At 59.4% G+C, this 15,796-nt stretch carries 15 protein-coding genes and 1 pseudogene; 10 read left to right on the top strand and 6 right to left on the bottom strand.

Features of this window, described 5'->3' with window-relative positions; all coding sequences use genetic code 11:
- Position 1 precedes the first annotated feature (1 nt).
- The 4 genes from BLU15_RS31595 to BLU15_RS31580 all read right to left on the bottom strand — a co-directional run bounded on the left by BLU15_RS31595 (position 2) and on the right by BLU15_RS31580 (position 2,814).
- Positions 2–895 (bottom strand): non-homologous end joining protein Ku, encoded by an 894-nt coding sequence (locus BLU15_RS31595; RefSeq protein WP_090300826.1) that lies wholly within the window; start codon positions 893–895, stop codon positions 2–4.
- Between the two features lie 225 nt (positions 896–1,120).
- Positions 1,121–1,726: a general stress protein gene (locus tag BLU15_RS31590; protein WP_090300824.1), complete on the bottom strand. Its 606-nt coding sequence runs from the start codon at positions 1,724–1,726 to the stop codon at positions 1,121–1,123.
- Between the two features lie 21 nt (positions 1,727–1,747).
- Positions 1,748–2,068, bottom strand: a complete 321-nt coding sequence (locus BLU15_RS31585) for a PepSY domain-containing protein (protein ID WP_029742951.1) — start codon at positions 2,066–2,068, stop codon at positions 1,748–1,750.
- 368 nt (positions 2,069–2,436) lie between these two features.
- On the bottom strand, positions 2,437–2,814 hold the full coding sequence (locus BLU15_RS31580) for a hypothetical protein (RefSeq protein WP_034800313.1): 378 nt from the start codon (positions 2,812–2,814) through the stop codon (positions 2,437–2,439).
- Positions 2,815–3,492: 678 nt separating this feature from the next.
- On the opposite strand from BLU15_RS31580, the gene BLU15_RS39150 reads away from it, so the two are divergent.
- From BLU15_RS39150 to BLU15_RS41025, 10 genes and pseudogenes are all read left to right on the top strand, one after another.
- Positions 3,493–4,038 (top strand): nutrient deprivation-induced protein, encoded by a 546-nt coding sequence (locus BLU15_RS39150; RefSeq protein WP_162728928.1) that lies wholly within the window; start codon positions 3,493–3,495, stop codon positions 4,036–4,038.
- Positions 4,031–4,450, top strand: coding sequence for a phage holin family protein (locus BLU15_RS31570; protein WP_034800315.1), 420 nt, complete (start codon positions 4,031–4,033; stop codon positions 4,448–4,450). The genes BLU15_RS39150 and BLU15_RS31570 overlap by 8 nt, the downstream gene beginning before the upstream one ends.
- Positions 4,447–5,382 (top strand): DUF3618 domain-containing protein, encoded by a 936-nt coding sequence (locus tag BLU15_RS31565; protein WP_090300822.1) that lies wholly within the window; start codon positions 4,447–4,449, stop codon positions 5,380–5,382. Before BLU15_RS31570 ends, BLU15_RS31565 begins: the two co-directional genes overlap by 4 nt.
- 497 nt (positions 5,383–5,879) lie before the next feature.
- Positions 5,880–6,848, top strand: coding sequence for a cytochrome c oxidase subunit II (coxB, locus tag BLU15_RS31555; protein ID WP_244546869.1), 969 nt, complete (start codon positions 5,880–5,882; stop codon positions 6,846–6,848).
- Positions 6,845–9,354 (top strand): annotated as a pseudogene (gene ctaD, locus BLU15_RS31550) (cytochrome c oxidase subunit I). The gene coxB and the pseudogene ctaD overlap by 4 nt, the downstream one beginning before the upstream one ends.
- A complete protein-coding gene (locus tag BLU15_RS31545) occupies positions 9,354–9,734 on the top strand; it encodes a hypothetical protein (RefSeq protein ID WP_090300818.1) in 381 nt (126 codons plus the stop codon). The pseudogene ctaD and the gene BLU15_RS31545 overlap by 1 nt, the downstream one beginning before the upstream one ends.
- Positions 9,731–10,360 carry a cytochrome c oxidase assembly protein gene (locus tag BLU15_RS31540; RefSeq protein WP_090300817.1) on the top strand — a complete coding sequence of 210 codons (630 nt, stop codon included), beginning with the start codon at positions 9,731–9,733 and terminating at the stop codon, positions 10,358–10,360. The genes BLU15_RS31545 and BLU15_RS31540 overlap by 4 nt, the downstream gene beginning before the upstream one ends.
- A complete protein-coding gene (locus BLU15_RS31535) occupies positions 10,360–11,427 on the top strand; it encodes a c-type cytochrome (RefSeq protein WP_244546868.1) in 1,068 nt (355 codons plus the stop codon). Before BLU15_RS31540 ends, BLU15_RS31535 begins: the two co-directional genes overlap by 1 nt.
- A gap of 48 nt (positions 11,428–11,475) precedes the next feature.
- Positions 11,476–12,810 carry a PQQ-dependent sugar dehydrogenase gene (locus tag BLU15_RS31530; protein WP_060520201.1) on the top strand — a complete coding sequence of 445 codons (1,335 nt, stop codon included), beginning with the start codon at positions 11,476–11,478 and terminating at the stop codon, positions 12,808–12,810.
- A gap of 108 nt (positions 12,811–12,918) precedes the next feature.
- Positions 12,919–13,314, top strand: a complete 396-nt coding sequence (locus BLU15_RS41025; protein ID WP_371590207.1) for a DUF6894 family protein — start codon at positions 12,919–12,921, stop codon at positions 13,312–13,314.
- Between the two features lie 294 nt (positions 13,315–13,608).
- Here the strand turns inward: BLU15_RS41025 and BLU15_RS31525 are convergent, their stop codons facing one another.
- Together BLU15_RS31525 and BLU15_RS31520 are read right to left on the bottom strand one after the other, a co-directional pair.
- Positions 13,609–14,586, bottom strand: a complete 978-nt coding sequence (locus tag BLU15_RS31525; RefSeq protein WP_090300815.1) for a quinone oxidoreductase family protein — start codon at positions 14,584–14,586, stop codon at positions 13,609–13,611.
- A 55-nt stretch (positions 14,587–14,641) separates the two neighbouring features.
- On the bottom strand, positions 14,642–15,208 hold the full coding sequence (locus tag BLU15_RS31520; RefSeq protein WP_090300813.1) for a TetR/AcrR family transcriptional regulator: 567 nt from the start codon (positions 15,206–15,208) through the stop codon (positions 14,642–14,644).
- Between the last annotated feature and the right edge of the window lie 588 nt (positions 15,209–15,796).

Here is a 15,796-nt window from a genome sequence, read left to right as displayed (position 1 = left end):
GTCAGCCGGTGCGACGCGACGTTGCCGCCTGTTTCGACTTGGGAGACGAGCTCGACTCCTTTTGCCGACGAGCGCCCTTGTTTGCGTTGGCCGCTTGACGCTTGGACTTCGACTTGCTCGCATTGATGCCTGCGCTCTCGCGGAGCGCCTTGAGCAGATCGCCGGGCTTGGATGCTACGGGCAACTTTTTCTTCGGCAGTGCACGCCCCTCGATTTTGGCTTTGACCAGCTCGGCAACAGCCGCCTCGTACCGATCGTCAAAGTCGCCGGGGTCAAAACTGCCTTTCTTTGTGCGGATAATGTGCTCTGCAAGTTCCAGCATCTCGCCCTCGATCTTGAGGTCGGGAAGCCCCTGGAACGCCTCTTTCGAAGATCGCACTTCATAGTCAAAGTTGAGGGTTGCCGCCACCAGCCCCTTGCCGTGTGCGCGGACAAGTACGGTTCGTAGCCGGCGAAAAAGCACGGTCTTGGCGATCGCGGCGACCTTGGCCTTAGCCATCCCATCACGGAGCAGTCCGAAAGCCTCCCCGCCCATCTTGTCGGGTGCAAGATAGTAGGGTTTGTCGAAATAGGTTGTGTCGATCTGCGAGCAGGGAATGAAGGCCTCGATCTTCAGGGTCTTGTCGCTTTCCGGAACCACCGCTGCGACTTCTTCAGGTTCCAGGACGACGTATCGTCCACCCTCGATTTCATAGCCTTTTACCTGATCGTCGGCCTGAACGGGCTCTCCCGACTCGCTGTCAACGAACTCGCGCTTTACCCGGTTGCCTGTTTTTCGATTGAGCCTATGGAAGCTGATGCGTTCGGACGAGGACGCGGCGGTGTAAAGTGCCACTGGACAGGTGACCTCTCCGAACTTGATGTAGCCTTTCCAGTTCGCTCGCGGGGCAACCATGGCTCCATTCCTTTCGACACCCGGGAGGACGCAACCTGTCGGTATGCAAATCGTTCCAAGTTCAATTTCGTCAAACTCTACGAAACGTCTAAGCGCTTTTGTCAGGTGCCGTTGTTGGGCCTGAGTTGGGCGCCGGGACGAGAGAGCCTGCCAATCATCAGGAACGTGCGAAGGCCAGTTTACGGTTCAGGTGATCTGAACGCATCATGGCCGCCGTGGTTCGAACTAGCGCATGCTCTCGAGACGTTGACGTTCCTTCTCGACTTCGTCGGCGGTGTAGGGATCGAGCGTCTCGTCAAAGCGTGTCCAGCCCTGTTCCGTGTAGGCGGCGCGGCGTTGGACAGGATCCACCCAGCTACCGCGGCGTAGGATCGCTTCGGCATCCGCCTGGAGCGCGTCGTCGACCCGTGCCGTGACGACCGCGCCACCGCGCCGTACGCCTTCCGCATAGACATGGGCATGTTCCTCCGGAACGCCCGAATCCGTCATCGCTCCGATAATCCCGCCGGCGGCACCACCTGCTACCGCGCCGGCGGCAGCACCCGCCGCGGTCGCGGCAAGCCAACCGGCTGCGACCACCGGACCGACACCCGGGATGGCCATGAGCCCGAGGCCAGTCAACAGGCCGCCAATGCCACCGACCGCAGCGCCGACACCGGCGCCCGTCCCAGCGCCTTCAGCCGCGTTGCTTTCGTTTGCAGTGCCGTACCGATCGCCAACATTGTTGGAAACGATGCTGATGTCGTCCGACGGCACGCCGCGATCTTCAAGGGCTGACACTGCTGCTTGGGCGTCCGAATAGTCGTCAAAAAGTCCACTAACGGTTTTCATGGGGATTTCCTCGTTCTGGGGTTAGTTGGCAACAATGTTGCCCTGGTAGTCGAGCGCGACCTGCATGGATTTGCCGTCCTTCGAGGCAGTTGCGCGCCAGACGCCCTTGTCGTCGAGCTTTAGACCGGTCACATCGGTGTAGCCGGCGTCAGTAAGGCGATCCTTGGCCTGTTCTTCAGTGAAACTGTTGGCGCCGGCGACGGGCGCTGTTGGATTGGTGGTGTCTGGTGTTGCAACGGCAGGCGTATCACCATCTGCTGTAGCGGGAGGTGTGGCGGTCTGCGCGAGCGCGCCCAAACTCGATGCGCCGAGGAAGACCGCGGCGAGCAGTACATTCTTCATGATGTTCGGTTCCTTGTTCTCAGCCCGTTAAAGGCAATGTTCAAACTCGGCGGAACGCTTTTGGTTCCTAAGCATTTGGTCTTTTCCACGCCCGACCGGAGCACTCGAACCATGAGCGGAGGCTAGTCCGCAATTCTTTGCGCTTACGCAAGTTGCATTTGCCGAAGTCGGGTGGGAGCTGCTTTTAGCATCAAGAAGTCAACGCCGGACGTTCTCTGCTTTGTAGGAAATGTGATTGCTGCGGATAGTCGACGTGCCATCGTGAGCCGAGCCTCACTGGCACGCCCGATGTCTGGCGCCGCAAATCTCGTTTAGCGTTGGCCCTCGAACGCCGTCCGCCGAGACCCATCGGTTAGAAGGTGCCATGCTTATTTTCTGGCGCTTTTGCCTCTTTGCATCAGAAGCTGCATTTCTTCAAATCGGCGTCGGCGTTCGCCATCTTCCTGGTCGGAAGAGTAGCAAGTCCGGGAGACGCAGAAGCGTAGGAGTTTTGTGATCGGATTTGGCTGATCGAATTCGCAGTCGAACGTATCTGACATTTCGGCCTTCTTCGTATCCGATCTCTCAGAATATTTGAAGCGGACGCCAGGGGGCTTAAGCTCAGGGAACGATTGCACGACCCCGACATTCAGCGTGTCGGTCATGAAAAAATTCCTTGCGACCGACGTGCAGGCCGATTCAAGTTCGGCACTTTGGGCAAAGGCTGGGCCAGCGATAAGAACTGCGGTGACAGGAAGCCATTTCATTTTCCTCTCCATTCGCACCTGGTCCACACGAAAAGGTTGTTGCGTGAACCCGAAAAGACCGGGAAAAGTTCCAATCCATGAGCAAAATGCGGACAACCGATAGAAACCCACGCCTGGTCCAAGAAAATCTCCTACCACCACGACCTCATCGAGGTTTCAAGGAGCGAATGGAGGGACGCCGAGCTTAGTTCAAGGTGGGCCGCCAGTCGATGTCGTCATGCTGGACAAGAACCTTCAGGGGATAGCGGGCTTCCGGTAGCAGACGCCTGCAAGGAGAAATCGATAGCGTTTCTTATCTTGAGGTTCGGGAGCGCCCAAACTGCCCCAATTCTCTCCAAGCCGTTTTCGAGCTAGGCCCTCATCGAAGGGGGTTGAGGCCCTTCTTGAGCAAAGCAAAAGGAACGGCATCTTCCTCACATGGATCGGACAGTAGAGCCCTAAGCTCGCAGCACCGCAGCGTCCGTCGGAGGACGCTGCGGTGCTGTGCAGGGGCTGAGAGAGTCCCTGCGCAGGGCGGGGTTGTTCCACGAGATCGATCGCAGTCGCCCAGCGTCTTCATTGGGGCCTTCGGATCGAACAAACGCCCAGCCGAGTGGCCGTATGAGGCAGGGAACAAGATTGCGATCCGCTGGTTGGAGCGCAACGAAGGGCCCGCGTCAGAGAACCAGGAGGTTTATGATGATCGAAAACCCGGAGAACCGTAGACAACAACAACAGCAACCTATTTCGCCCTCACAAGAAGGCGGCCCTTATTCTGGGGGGGGCGAGAGCGATGCAGGTCGGCCCCGCGTCGACCAGAACGTCGCGAGTGACGATCTTTCGGGCCAGGCAAAAGCGGCAGCAGCCAAAGTCGTGGATGACGAAAAGGGGGCATTGGCGCGCCAATTGCGTGGTCTTGCTGGCGCCATGGAGAAGGTGGGATCTGAACTTCGCGATTCCGATCAACCGGGGCTTGGCCGCTACACCCAGGACCTTGGAAATTCGATCGGACGGCTGGCCCGCGAATGCGAAGACCGGGATCTCGGTGAAATCGCGTCGATTGCAGAAAACTATGGGCGGAAGCAGCCCCTTGCCTTTCTTGGCATGGCAGCGATTGCGGGACTGGCAGCGAGCCGATTTCTGATCGCTTCGGCAAAGCGAACGGCCACCAAGACATCGAACTCCTCGTCATCCCCCCGCGCAGGCGACGATTGGTCATTTGAAAAGGACTTCCGCGATGCATAACCCCCGAGACGACCGCTCTTTACCCGACCTGATGACGGGACTGGTGACCGATATAGCCGGACTGTTTCGCAAGGAGATCGACCTCGCCAAGGCCGAGGCAAGCGAGAATATTGACCGGGCGATCGGCAGCATCGAGACGCTCATGGTTGGCCTTATCTTTGCTATTGCCGCGATCGGCGTGCTTCTGAGCGCTGTGGTCGAGGGTCTGGGCGCCTTTTTGATGCAGCAGGGAATGCAAGAGGCAAATGCCCATGCGCTCTCAGCGGTCGCCGTTGGTCTTGTCGTCGGCGTCCTCGCGTGGGTTATGATTTCGCGCAGCCTTGCCAGGCTCGGAAACCGCAGCATTCGGTTTGAAAAAACGACGGCGTCGCTCCAGCGCGACCTCGACGTGGCCAAGGAGACAGTGAAATGAACGTCGACATGCATTCGTCCGCCGACCTTCAACGGGAGATCGAGACCGACCGTCAAAGGATTGAAGAAAAACTGCATGCCATTCAAGAGCGAATGTCGCCTGGCGAATTAATGGATGAATTCATCGCCTATGCCAGAAGGAGTGGAGGTGCCGACTTCCTCAACAATCTGGGTGGGGCAATGAAGGCGAACCCGATCCCGGTCGCATTGACAGGGATCGGTCTTGCATGGCTCCTTGCCGATCCCGCCTCGCGAGCGCCTCAAGCGTCGGGCGTTGAGAAGGGAGTGGATGATTACCCGCTTGCGAGAGTAAAGGGCAACTTGCGACGGGTCGGACCGATCGAGGCAAATTTTGGCGAGCGCTACAGCCATTTTGAGGATGAGGACGGCAGTCGTTTTCGCGCGAAGACCGATGCGGCCGGCCGAAGGGCCGGTCACTTCGTCGATCCAAGTGGAACCGTCTATCGCGGTTTCGCCGATACGTCGGGCCAGGCGATTGCGGAAATCCGGGATGAGGCAGGCAGTTTGTTCGATGAAACAACCGGCTGGGCATCAGCGACATGGCGTGAGGTGAAGGGGGCGGCCAGCGGTGTCTCCGGTGCCGTTTCAGATGCCGCCCGGTCAGCAGCCGACAGCATTCGGAGCGCCCATGAGAGTGCTCAGGATCACGGGGCGCAGCTGAATGCCGCCATGCTCAAGACATTTCGAGATAAGCCTCTGGTTGGCGGAGCGCTGGCCTTTGCGATCGGTGCGGCCATCGGAGCGGCACTCCCCGCAACGGACTTTGAGGATGAGACCGCTGGCGAGGTTTCGGATCGCGTTCGCGGCCAGCTTCAAGCAACGGCTGGTGCAGCTGCCGAGGGCGCGATCGAGGGTGCCAAGAGCGCCTTGGGAGAGGCCAACAAGCCTGAAAACGAAAACCCTTCTGGCTGACGGCCGGAAATTGTCACTGACCGCAACCTTGCGGACGCCCGCTGTTTGCTAGGGGCAGAGGCGATTCCCGCGCGCGCTGAGGATTTGCGATCTTGGCGTTCAGGAGAATGCCGATCGCGTCGCGAAGTCTTCTCTGCTTTTGGGAGTGGCGGCAGCCGTCCTTCGGTTCCTGCGGCAATGCGGCGCGCCTCGCTCGATCGAGCGAAACGCCGTCATGCGATGGGCAAATTCGATAATGCGCACGAATTTGTCCGCTCTTGTGCCGAGCGCACAATCGCAGATTGCATCCTTACCGCTCAGGCCGTAAGCGGCAACGAGCATCGGAACCTCCCTGTCGAGAGCGGTGCGTAGCTTCACCGTTCAACACGTACCAATCCCGAGAAGTTAAAATCGGCGCGGGAACGCTTTCTGGAACTTTGCGGGGAGGCTCGGGTTAAGCGATCAACTCTTCTGGAAAGGACAATAAAACGCCACGCCTCCGATCTCAAAGACGAAGATTGCTCCAAAGGCTGCCCTTAATCGCGATTGCTCTGCCTGGCTGCCAGGGCACTCAATCCGCGTTGAGCCCTGCGGGTTCGGAAGCAGAGGCGACGTTCACCCTGTTTGTCGTCATGTCCATCGGCGCAGCCGCGATCTGGTTCGCCGTGGTCGCCGTCGTCTGCTTTGCCGTGCGCAGTCAAAGACGAGTTTTCGCAGAGCCTGCCGCAAGCCGGCTCGTCCTGTGGGGCGGCGGCGTGTTCCCAACTGTGACGCTCTTTGCCCTTTTGACATATGCATTCTGGTTAATGCCGACGCTTAGACCTTCGCCGACTTTTCGCGATGCTACGGATTTTCGGGTCGAAGTCACCGGCAGGCAATATTGGTGGCAGGTGGTCTATGTCCATCGCAGCCTCACAATCGCAGTGGCAAACGAGATCCGCTTGCCGGTCGGTCGGCGAATAGAATTTTTACTGAAGAGCGATGACGTGATCCATTCCTTCTGGATACCCTCTCTCGGGGGCAAGATGGATATGATCCCGGGTCGCGAAAACCGCCTTTCGCTGATGGCGCAAAGAACGGGGGTATTTCGCGGCGCGTGCGCCGAATTTTGCGGGACGTCTCACGCATTCATGGCGCTCACCGCAGTGACCATGGAACCCGACGCGTTCGACGCATGGCTTGCCAGCCAGGCGAAAGCCTCGATAAACGTCGCGGGAGAGGGGCGCGCTCTCTTCTTGCGCCATGGCTGCGGCTCCTGTCATCGCGTTGCGGGCACGGAGGCCGCAGGCGCGGCTGGACCCGATCTTTCTCACCTAGGGTCTCGGCAGATGCTGGGAGCCGGGATCGTCGCCAACACCGAGGACAACATTGCTGGCTTCATCGCGAACCCGGGTGCGATCAAGCCTGGTGCAGCCATGCCCGCTTTCTCCATGCTGGCGCCGCAAGATATCCGTGCAATCGCCGCCTGGCTGAAAGGACTGAGATGACCGAGCCGGGCGCCCGCGCGAGTGAAGAGGAGCGCGCAGCGCAGAGCGAGCGGCTGCGCAAAGTATGGGAGAATCCGCACGGCTGGCGCTACTGGACGAGCGTCAACAACACGCAGGTTGGGCTGTGGTATGCGTCCACCGCCTTCATCTTTCTGCTCTTTGCCGGCGCGCTGGCATTGATTATGCGGGCGCAATTGGCCATGCCCGACAATGATCTGGTTTCGGCGGACTTCTACAATCAGCTATTCACGCTGCACGGGACCGTCATGATGTTCCTGTTTGCCGTGCCAATCTTCGAGGCAGTGGCGATTTTTCTGTTGCCGCCGATGATCGGGGCTCGAGAGTTGCCGTTTCCGCGACTGGGCGCGTTCGGGTTCTGGAGCTTTTTTCTCGGGGGCATCTTTGTGTGCGGCTCGATTTTCTTTGATGCAGCGCCTTCCTCCGGTTGGTTTATGTATCCGCCGTTGGCAACCGACGAAAAACTTTCCGGCATTGGCGCCGACATCTGGCTGCTAGGCCTCTCTTTCATCGAGGTGGCTTCGATTGCAGCGGCGGTGGAGCTCATCGTCGGGATCATGAAATGTCGCGCACCCGGCATGCGCATCAATCTGATGCCGCTCTTCGCCTGGTATCTGCTGATTGTCGCCGGCATGATCCTCTTTGCATTTCCGCCGCTGATTGCCGGCGATATCCTCTTTGAAATGCAGCGCATGTCCGACTGGCCCTTCTTCGATCCGGCACGCGGCGGCGATCCGCTGCTGTGGCAGCACCTTTTCTGGATCTTCGGCCATCCGGAGGTCTACATCATCTTCCTGCCGGCGATTGCCTTGATGGCGATGATCGTTCCGACCTTTTCGGGGCGTCCGATCGTGGGTTACTCCTGGATCGTGCTTGCCGCGGTCGGCACCGGCTTCCTGTCATTCGGCTTGTGGGTACACCACATGTTCGCGACAGGACTGCCCCAGATATCGCTTGCCTTCTTTTCGGCCGCTTCCGAGGCAGTGGCAATCCCAACGGCGGTTCAAGTCTTCGTCTTCATTGCCACCATGCTTGCTGGCCGCGTCATCCTTTCTACTCCAATGCTGTTCGGGGCAGGCGGCATCGCCATTTTCGTCATCGGCGGGCTAACCGGCGTCATGGTGGCAATTGCGCCCTTCGACTGGCAAGCGCACGACACTTACTTCGTGGTTGCCCACCTCCACTATGTCTTGATTGGAGGGATGCTGTTCCCGGTCGTTGCGGGGATCTACTACTATTACCCCCTTATCGATGCAAAACGCCTGTCCAATACGTTCGGACGCATTGCCTTCTGGCTGATGTTTGTCGGTTTCAACGTCACCTTCTTTCCAATGCATCTGACCGGCCTTTTCGGCATGCCGCGTCGGGTTTTTACCTATCCGGCCGACCTTGGGTGGAACCTCTTGAACCTTGTGTCGTCTGTCGGCGCCATCGTGTTTGCCTTCGGCGTTTTGATCGTGGTGTGGGATGTCCTGCGCCCTAAGCACCGGGAGCCTCGCGCCGAACAAAACCCGTGGAATGCCGGAACGCTTGAATGGGTCAGCGAGCCTGAGGAAAACTGGGGTGTGCGCTCCGTTCCCTTCGTTTCGAGCCGCTATCCACTTTGGGATCAACCGTCGCTTGCCCGCGAGATCAGCGAGGGGCGATGGTATCTTCCCGACGCCAAGGAAGGGCGTCGCGAAGGCCTGGTCACCTCCGTGCTCGATGCACGGCCGGAACAGGTCTTGCGCGTTGGCGGCACCTCAAAGGTCACCATCCTCTCGGCCTTCTCGCTCGGTGCCGTGTTCATCGCCTTGACGTTTAAGTGGTGGATCGCAGGGGCAATCGCCGCCTTCACCTGTTTCTGTGCGATCCTCTATTGGCTCTGGACGGGGACCGGGGAAATTCCCGAGAAGCCGCAGAAGGACGTCGGCGTTGGGCTCGCCTTGCCGCTTTACGCATCCGGTCCGTCCTCAGTCGGCTGGTGGGCCATGTTCATCACGATGGTGGGCGACAGCACCGCCTTTGCGAGCCTGATCTTCGGCTATTTTTTCTATTGGACGATACACGAAGACTTCACGGCGGGATCAGCTGGTCCCGGAATGATGTGGCCACTGGTTTCGGCAGCGCTCTTTGTCTTTGCGTGGCTCGCCACCTTAGCTGCAAGACATTTCAACGCCCTCGCGCGTACGGCGTTCGCGCGTGCCGCTTTGATCGTGGCGCTCGCCCTGACGGTCGTCGCATCCGCGGCTGGCATCGCGGGGCCCTGGTTGCACGCCATGAACCCGACCGCCCATGTTTACCCGGCCATCGTCTGGGTGCTGGTTTGCTGGACAGTCGCTCATGCTTGTGTCGGCGCTGTCATGCTTGCTTATTGTCTTGCGCGAAGCCTTGCCGGGCGCCTTACCACGACATGGACCTGCGCAACGTGGCCCTCTACTGGCATTTCCTGGCAATTACGGCGCTCATCACCTTCTTCGTGATCGGTCTTTTCCCGGAGGCACTTTAATGCGTCTGCTGCCAAGGGAAATCGAAACGTTCTGGACGCTGTTCACGGGGCCGGCCATCTGGGCCGGGCACTTCCTGATATGCTACGCCAGCGCGGCGATTTTCTGTGCCAAACCAGCGTTGTTCGCGATGGAGTTCAAATCCTTGCGCCTAGGCATCGCCGTCATCACGGTTTTTGCGCTGGCAGCCATTGGGCTTTCGGCGTTCCTTGCGTGGCGCCAGTGGGGCTTCGGCGCGCACGATCCTCCGCATAACGATCCGACGCGCCACGATCGCCTTCTGTTTCAGGGGTTTGCAACCTTGCTGCTTGCCGGCTTGAGTTTCGTCGCCGTCCTGATGACGGCACTGCCGACGATCTTTGTTTCGGAGTGCTTGCGATGAGGGTGCTCGGGCTTGCGAATGGTTGCCTCCTTTTGGCCGTTATCTGGCTTGGCCCGCTTTTGAGTGCGTGGCGCGGCTCGGTTACCGCCCACATGCTCGCGCATATGGGGGTCGTAGCAGTCGCAGCACCTCTGATCGCTATAGGTGTTGCTCCCCGTCTCGCCAGCTGTCGCCGGCCCGTGCTCACCGGGTTGCCGATCGTCGCCTCGCTCGTCGAACTCCTGGTGGTCTGGGGTTGGCATGCACCGGCTGCACGTCGGTTGGCGGAGAGTTCGCTTTGGGGCACCGCCCTTGAGCAGGCCTGCTTTCTAGCCGCCGGGTTGTTCCTATGGTCCACGTGTCTTGCGGCCGGGAGCACGAACAGGTCTTCAAGCAATGCGGCAGGCGCCTTCGGTTTGCTGCTGACGACCGTTCATATGACGCTCCTCGGCGCCCTCTTGGCGCTCAGCCCACGCACGCTCTATCAATTTGGCGATGTTACCTGTTTCGGCACGACCTTGACGGCGGCTCAGGATCAGCAACTCGGCGCCGTTGTCATGCTGATGGTTGGCGCCGCAGCCTATCTCGCAGGTGGGGTCGCCTTGCTTTCCGGTCTGCTTGCAGAGCCAAACCGGAGGGTCGCCTGATGCATGTTCGATGGAAGCACCTGGCCGTCGGGCTCGCCATCCTGCCGATCGTCGTCCTTTTTGCCACCTGGATCGGCTTCTTCAACGTCGGTGCGTCTTCCGGCCATTGGAGGATAACCGAGTGGTTTTTGCATTTTGCCATGCGTTCGGCCGTTCGCACCTATGCGCTCGCCGTTGATGCCCCGGAGAGGCTACCTGATAACGGCATCCCACCGGCAGCCGGTCACTTTGCCCGCGGCTGTGCTACCTGCCACGGTGCGCCGGGCGAACCGCGGTCCCCCGCAGCACTTGCGATGTTGCCGCAACCGCCGGATCTTTCCGCTGTAGTCGAGCAATGGGAGGACGCAGAACTGTTTCGCATCGTGAAGCACGGGGTTCGCTTCACCGGCATGCCGGCGTGGCCGACCCAGGCGCGCGACGACGAAATCTGGAGCATGGTTGCGTTCCTGCGAAAGCTTCCGGCTATGGATGCGGCCACCTATCGTTTGCTCGCCTATCGCGAGAGGCCACAGCCACCCATGCATGCGTTCCGATTTGAAGATGCATTAGCAGAATGTACCCGCTGCCATGGGACCGATGGGATGGGCTTTAGCCCGCTCACGCCTGTTCTTGCAGGACAGAAGGAGGCCTATCTGCTCGAAAGCCTCAACGCCTATCTCGAGGGAGGTAGACCAAGCGGCATGATGCAACTTCCCGTGCAGTCGGTGGATCCGGGGCATCTTCGCGCTCTTGCCAGCCATTTCGCAGCTTTGAAGCGCAATGCGGTCGTGCAACCACTAAAAGACGATCGGGTGGGGCAGGGCGAGCAGATTGCGCAGCACGGCCGTCCCGCCCAAAAAGTTCCGGCATGCTTGGGCTGCCACCAAAATTCGCAACGTAACCCCTCCTACCCAAGGCTTGACGGTCAGCCCGAGGCATTTCTCGCGGCACAACTGAAGCTCTTTCGCGAAGGCTCGCGATCGGGAACTCCGTTCAGCCATTTGATGGAGAGTGCGGCAGAATACCTGTCTGACGCAGATATCGAGAATGTTTCGGCATATTTTTCGAGTTTGCCTCGTGAGGATTGAAACACCTTCGTGCCGAAATCGTTTGGCTCGGTCATTGAGGAGCCGGTCATGAAAAAGCTGCTGATCACCGTTCTTGTTGTCGCTGCGCTTGTGGTTGCCGCGGGTGGGGGCTTAGTTGCGCTGTCCCGGCATGAAGCCACGGTGCCGATCGAGCAGACCTATGGACCGGATCCGGTTCTCGTTGAACCGAAAGCGGAGTGGTTGCCTTCCGTGAACGTCGCCGAGGCCACGCCCTGGCCCAATGGGCAAATGCCCGTCGCGGCGCAAGGGCTTGAAGTCAAGGAATACGCCGGCGATCTGGAGCATCCACGCTGGCTCCATGTGCTGCCCAATGGCGATGTTCTGGTGGCCGAAAGCAATGCGCCGCCGAAGCCCGACGCGGGCTTTTCGATCCGGGCCTTCTTCATGGGCCTCTTCCAGGCTAGAGCCGGTGCCGAGACGAAGAGCGCCAACCGCATATCGCTTCTGCGTGATTCAGATGGTGACGGCGTGGCGGAAACCAAGACACCGTTCATCACTGGGCTCTACTCCCCCTTTGGAATGTCATTGCTCGACAGCACACTCTATGTCGCCAATGCCGACGCCATCGTGGCCTTTCCCTATCAGGAAGGTGCAACGCAAATCACCGGGGCGCCTGACAAGATCGTCGACCTGCCTTCAGGTCGCAACCATCACTGGACAAAGGATGTCATCGCCAGCCGCGACGGAACAAAGCTCTATGCAACCGTGGGCTCCAATTCCAACGTAGCCGAGAATGGCATGGATGAGGAGAAAGGACGAGCCGCGGTCCACGAGATCGACCTCGCCAGCCGACAGACGCGGCTGTTCGCATCCGGTCTTCGCAACCCCAATGGGTTGTCCTGGCAGCCTGATTCAGGCCAGCTCTGGGTCGTCGTCAATGAGCGCGATGAGATCGGCCCTGACCTCGTGCCCGACTATATGACGTCCGTACAAGATGGTGCCTTCTACGGCTGGCCCTATAGCTGGTATGGCCAACATGTTGATGATCGCGTCGAACCCCAGAACCAGGAGCTTGTGGCCGTCGCTATCAAGCCTGACTACGCGCTCGGGCCTCACACGGCGTCACTCGGCCTGACTTTCAACACCGGCGATCTGTTCGGGCCGGAGATGAAAAGCGGTGCCTTTGTCGGTCAACACGGCTCATGGAACCGCATCCCGCGCAGCGGCTACAAGGTCATTTTCGTGCCTTTTGCCGCCGGCCGGCCGTCCGGCCCGCCGCGCGATATCCTCACGGGTTTCCTAAGCGCCGAAGGTAAGGCTTTGGGTCGGCCGGTGGGCGTTGCGATTGCTCGCGACGGCGCGTTGCTGGTCGCCGATGATGTCGGAAACAAGGTGTGGCGCGTAGCACCCCACGCCAATTGAGTGTCGGGATCACCGCAGCGTTCGGCTGACCTTGCCCCTGGGCTGGAGGAATGCGGCGTTGCACGGTGGTCACCGCTTTTCCAGTGCACCATGGCCCGATAGCCGTAAATGTCACCGTCACGCTCCTGTCACGCGACAAGGCGGTCAGGGCCCGATAAGTTGCGCGCTCATGTCAAGCCTCGAATTGTCGCTGGCAGCGCGCTTTGTTTCATCAGCGCAGCGGCGTCACGTACGGAGTGGGATCTCATGCGCCGCTATCTATTTAATATCCATACAGCAGGCGTCGTTAGCCGCGACGAAGTCGGTCGAAAGTATTCATCGGATGGGGCTGCCGTCGCTTACGGTCAACGGGTCGTAGATGAGCTGACCAAGGATGAGGAATATTACGACGCCATAATAGATGTGGTCACGGCATCTGGACGGTTGGTTGCGCGACTTATATCGCGCAACGCTCCGCCCATGCGTCCCGTGAGCCAGCCGACGCGCCAAGTTTCATTGCATTGAGCATTATCTCAGTGAGAATCTCTCCCGATCGCTAAGGGACAAGATGGAGTTTTCGCAGCATCTCCGGGGAGATCATCGATATTGCTCGTTCACCGGTGTGTCAAAGAATGTGGGCTGTGCGCGGCGGCGGTACCTAACCTGGCGACCCCGCCCGAGGAGCGATGCTCGCAGTCCGCTTGGTTCCCGTCGCGACCTGTTGGATGTAACTCTCAGGATATCGCGGCCAATTTACAAACAAGCGACACGGAAGAATGGTTGTCGGGGCTGTCGACTGCTCATCCAAACGTGGGTTGTTCACGACCCTCCTGGAATCAGGAGCAGCTTGCCAGTTGTCTTGCGGCTGGCCATGTCCTTATGTGCCTGCGCAGCATCCTTGAGAGGGTAGCTTCCCCCTGCAGTGACCTTCAACGACCCGTCCGCGATCCAATCGAAAAGCCGGCCGGCGCGCTCGCGAAAGAGTTCGGGTGAGTGGATATGGTCGAAGAAGACGCCATAGCCGATCTTGACGCTTTTCGGCAGGCTCATGATGTCGAGCGGGCCCGGCCCACCCAGCACCGGGCCATACCAACAGAGCGTTCCTGACCGCCGCAGTACTTCGAGAGACGCTTTGAATGTCTTGGGACCGGAGCCATCATAAACCACGTCCACTCCCCGACCACCGGTGAAGTGGAGCACCTCGTTGACAAACTCTCCTTCTGTATCGACGATCACGTGCTCGGCGCCGGAATTTTGCGCGATGGCGACCTTGTCTTTCGATGACACGCGCCCGATGACGCGCCCGCCTCGGAGCTTTATGATCTGCGTCAGGAGCAGTCCTACGCCGCCCGCTGCAGCATGAACGAGCGCGATGTCCCCAGGTTGGACGGCATAGAAATCGGTGGCAAAGTGGCTGGCGGTCAGGCCCTGCATCATGATTGATGCGGCCGTTCGGTCATCAATGAAGTCGGGGACCTTGACGAGCGACGTTGCCGGGATCGACAGGCGCTCGGAGTAGCTTCCGGGGGCATAGACCCAGGCGACGTGATCGCCCACGTCAAGATCCGTAACGCCGTCGCCAACAGTGAGCACGCGGCCGGCGCCCTCGACGCCAAGCACTTTCGGGTTCGGGGTTTCCGTCCACGCCATGCCCTGCCGAACGCCGATATCCATGAAATTCACACCTGCCACGCGGACCTCAACGATAACGTGTCCGGGCGTTGCCACAGGCTCTGGGCGCTCGACGAATTCCATAACGTCGCTATCGCCCACGCCGTTCATGACCACAGCTTTCATAGTCAGTTCCTTTCTTGACTGATTGTTCCAGAATTGTGCAAATTTTTTTGGGGTGCTACCGGATTGCACGGATTGCCAGTTCTCCGAGGGATTCCAATTCCGAGCGAGGGCTACCTCCACGGGCCGCGATACGAATGCCAGCGATGCTGGTAATGAGGAAAGAGGCAACAGCCTCTGCCGACAGCGATTTTTCGACATCGTTTTCGGTTTGGGCTTGCTTGATGCATTCCACTGCCGCTTTCCTCAAGCGATTGTCGGCAGCATGATGGAGCGCGTTAAGTTCCGGCCGGCTCTGGCCAAATTCACAAATCGAATTGACGCCGAGGCAGGCGCAATGGGCGCGCTCCACCACTCGTTCTATCATTGCCGCGATCCCGTCGACGGCCCGTCGCTGGCTGCGCAACATCGTCACGTGGGCTTCAGTTTCTTCGAATGCATAACGTTCCACTGCTAATCGGTAGAGCGCCCATTTGTCTCCAAAGGTGTCGTAGAGGCTTTGTCGTCCGATCTTCATCGCGCGCACCAGCATCTCAGTCGATGTGCCCTCGAAGCCGTGTTCGCGAAACACGTCGATTGCGGCACCCACCGCCTTGTCTTTGTCGAATTCCTTTTTTCGCGCCATCGCCGTGAAATAGCTATTCTGGAACGATCTGTCAAGAAATGACATTGTGATCTGTAGTCTATGCGGCAACGCACAGGCGATCTTGATTTCGAGGAGTCGAGCGCGTCGCGGGACAACGTCATCGATATCGCTCGACGGCGAGGCCCCTAGTAGGTGAGGGGCGGGCCTTTCTCGTTGGCGATCGGCGGAATGCCACGGCCAAGATACCTCGCCTTTCCCCGCCTTTGGCTATGATCCTTTGGCTTGGGGGGCAAATTTTCTGAGCGAGGTCTAGGTCACCTCTTATCGCCGTCGCATCGACCAGATCTTGCGTGAAGGGCAGCCTGCCGCCTGGCAGCGCCAGCCCTCACGGACATGCGCCAGAAGATCGACCGTTATGGTCCCCTCGCGCGGCTCGGCGCCGAATTCGTTCATCAACCCGATTGCCGCAAACCAGAGAGCGTTGACTGCCGCGTGCCATCTTTGGCGTAGTGCCCGCCGGCGACGCTTCAGCCAGAGAGACTTCAAAATCCTTGGTTGCTGCTGATGGTGATACCGGTCGCGGTCGGCCAGATGTCGACCGAAAGGCTGCTGACGAGCGGACCCAGC

This window comes from Ensifer sp. YR511 (assembly GCF_900103045.1).
In the GTDB taxonomy this organism is placed as follows: Bacteria; Pseudomonadota; Alphaproteobacteria; order Rhizobiales; family Rhizobiaceae; genus Ensifer; species Ensifer adhaerens.
The sequence above is the reverse complement of the archived record's forward strand: the minus strand, read 5'-3'. Positions and strand labels throughout refer to the sequence as shown.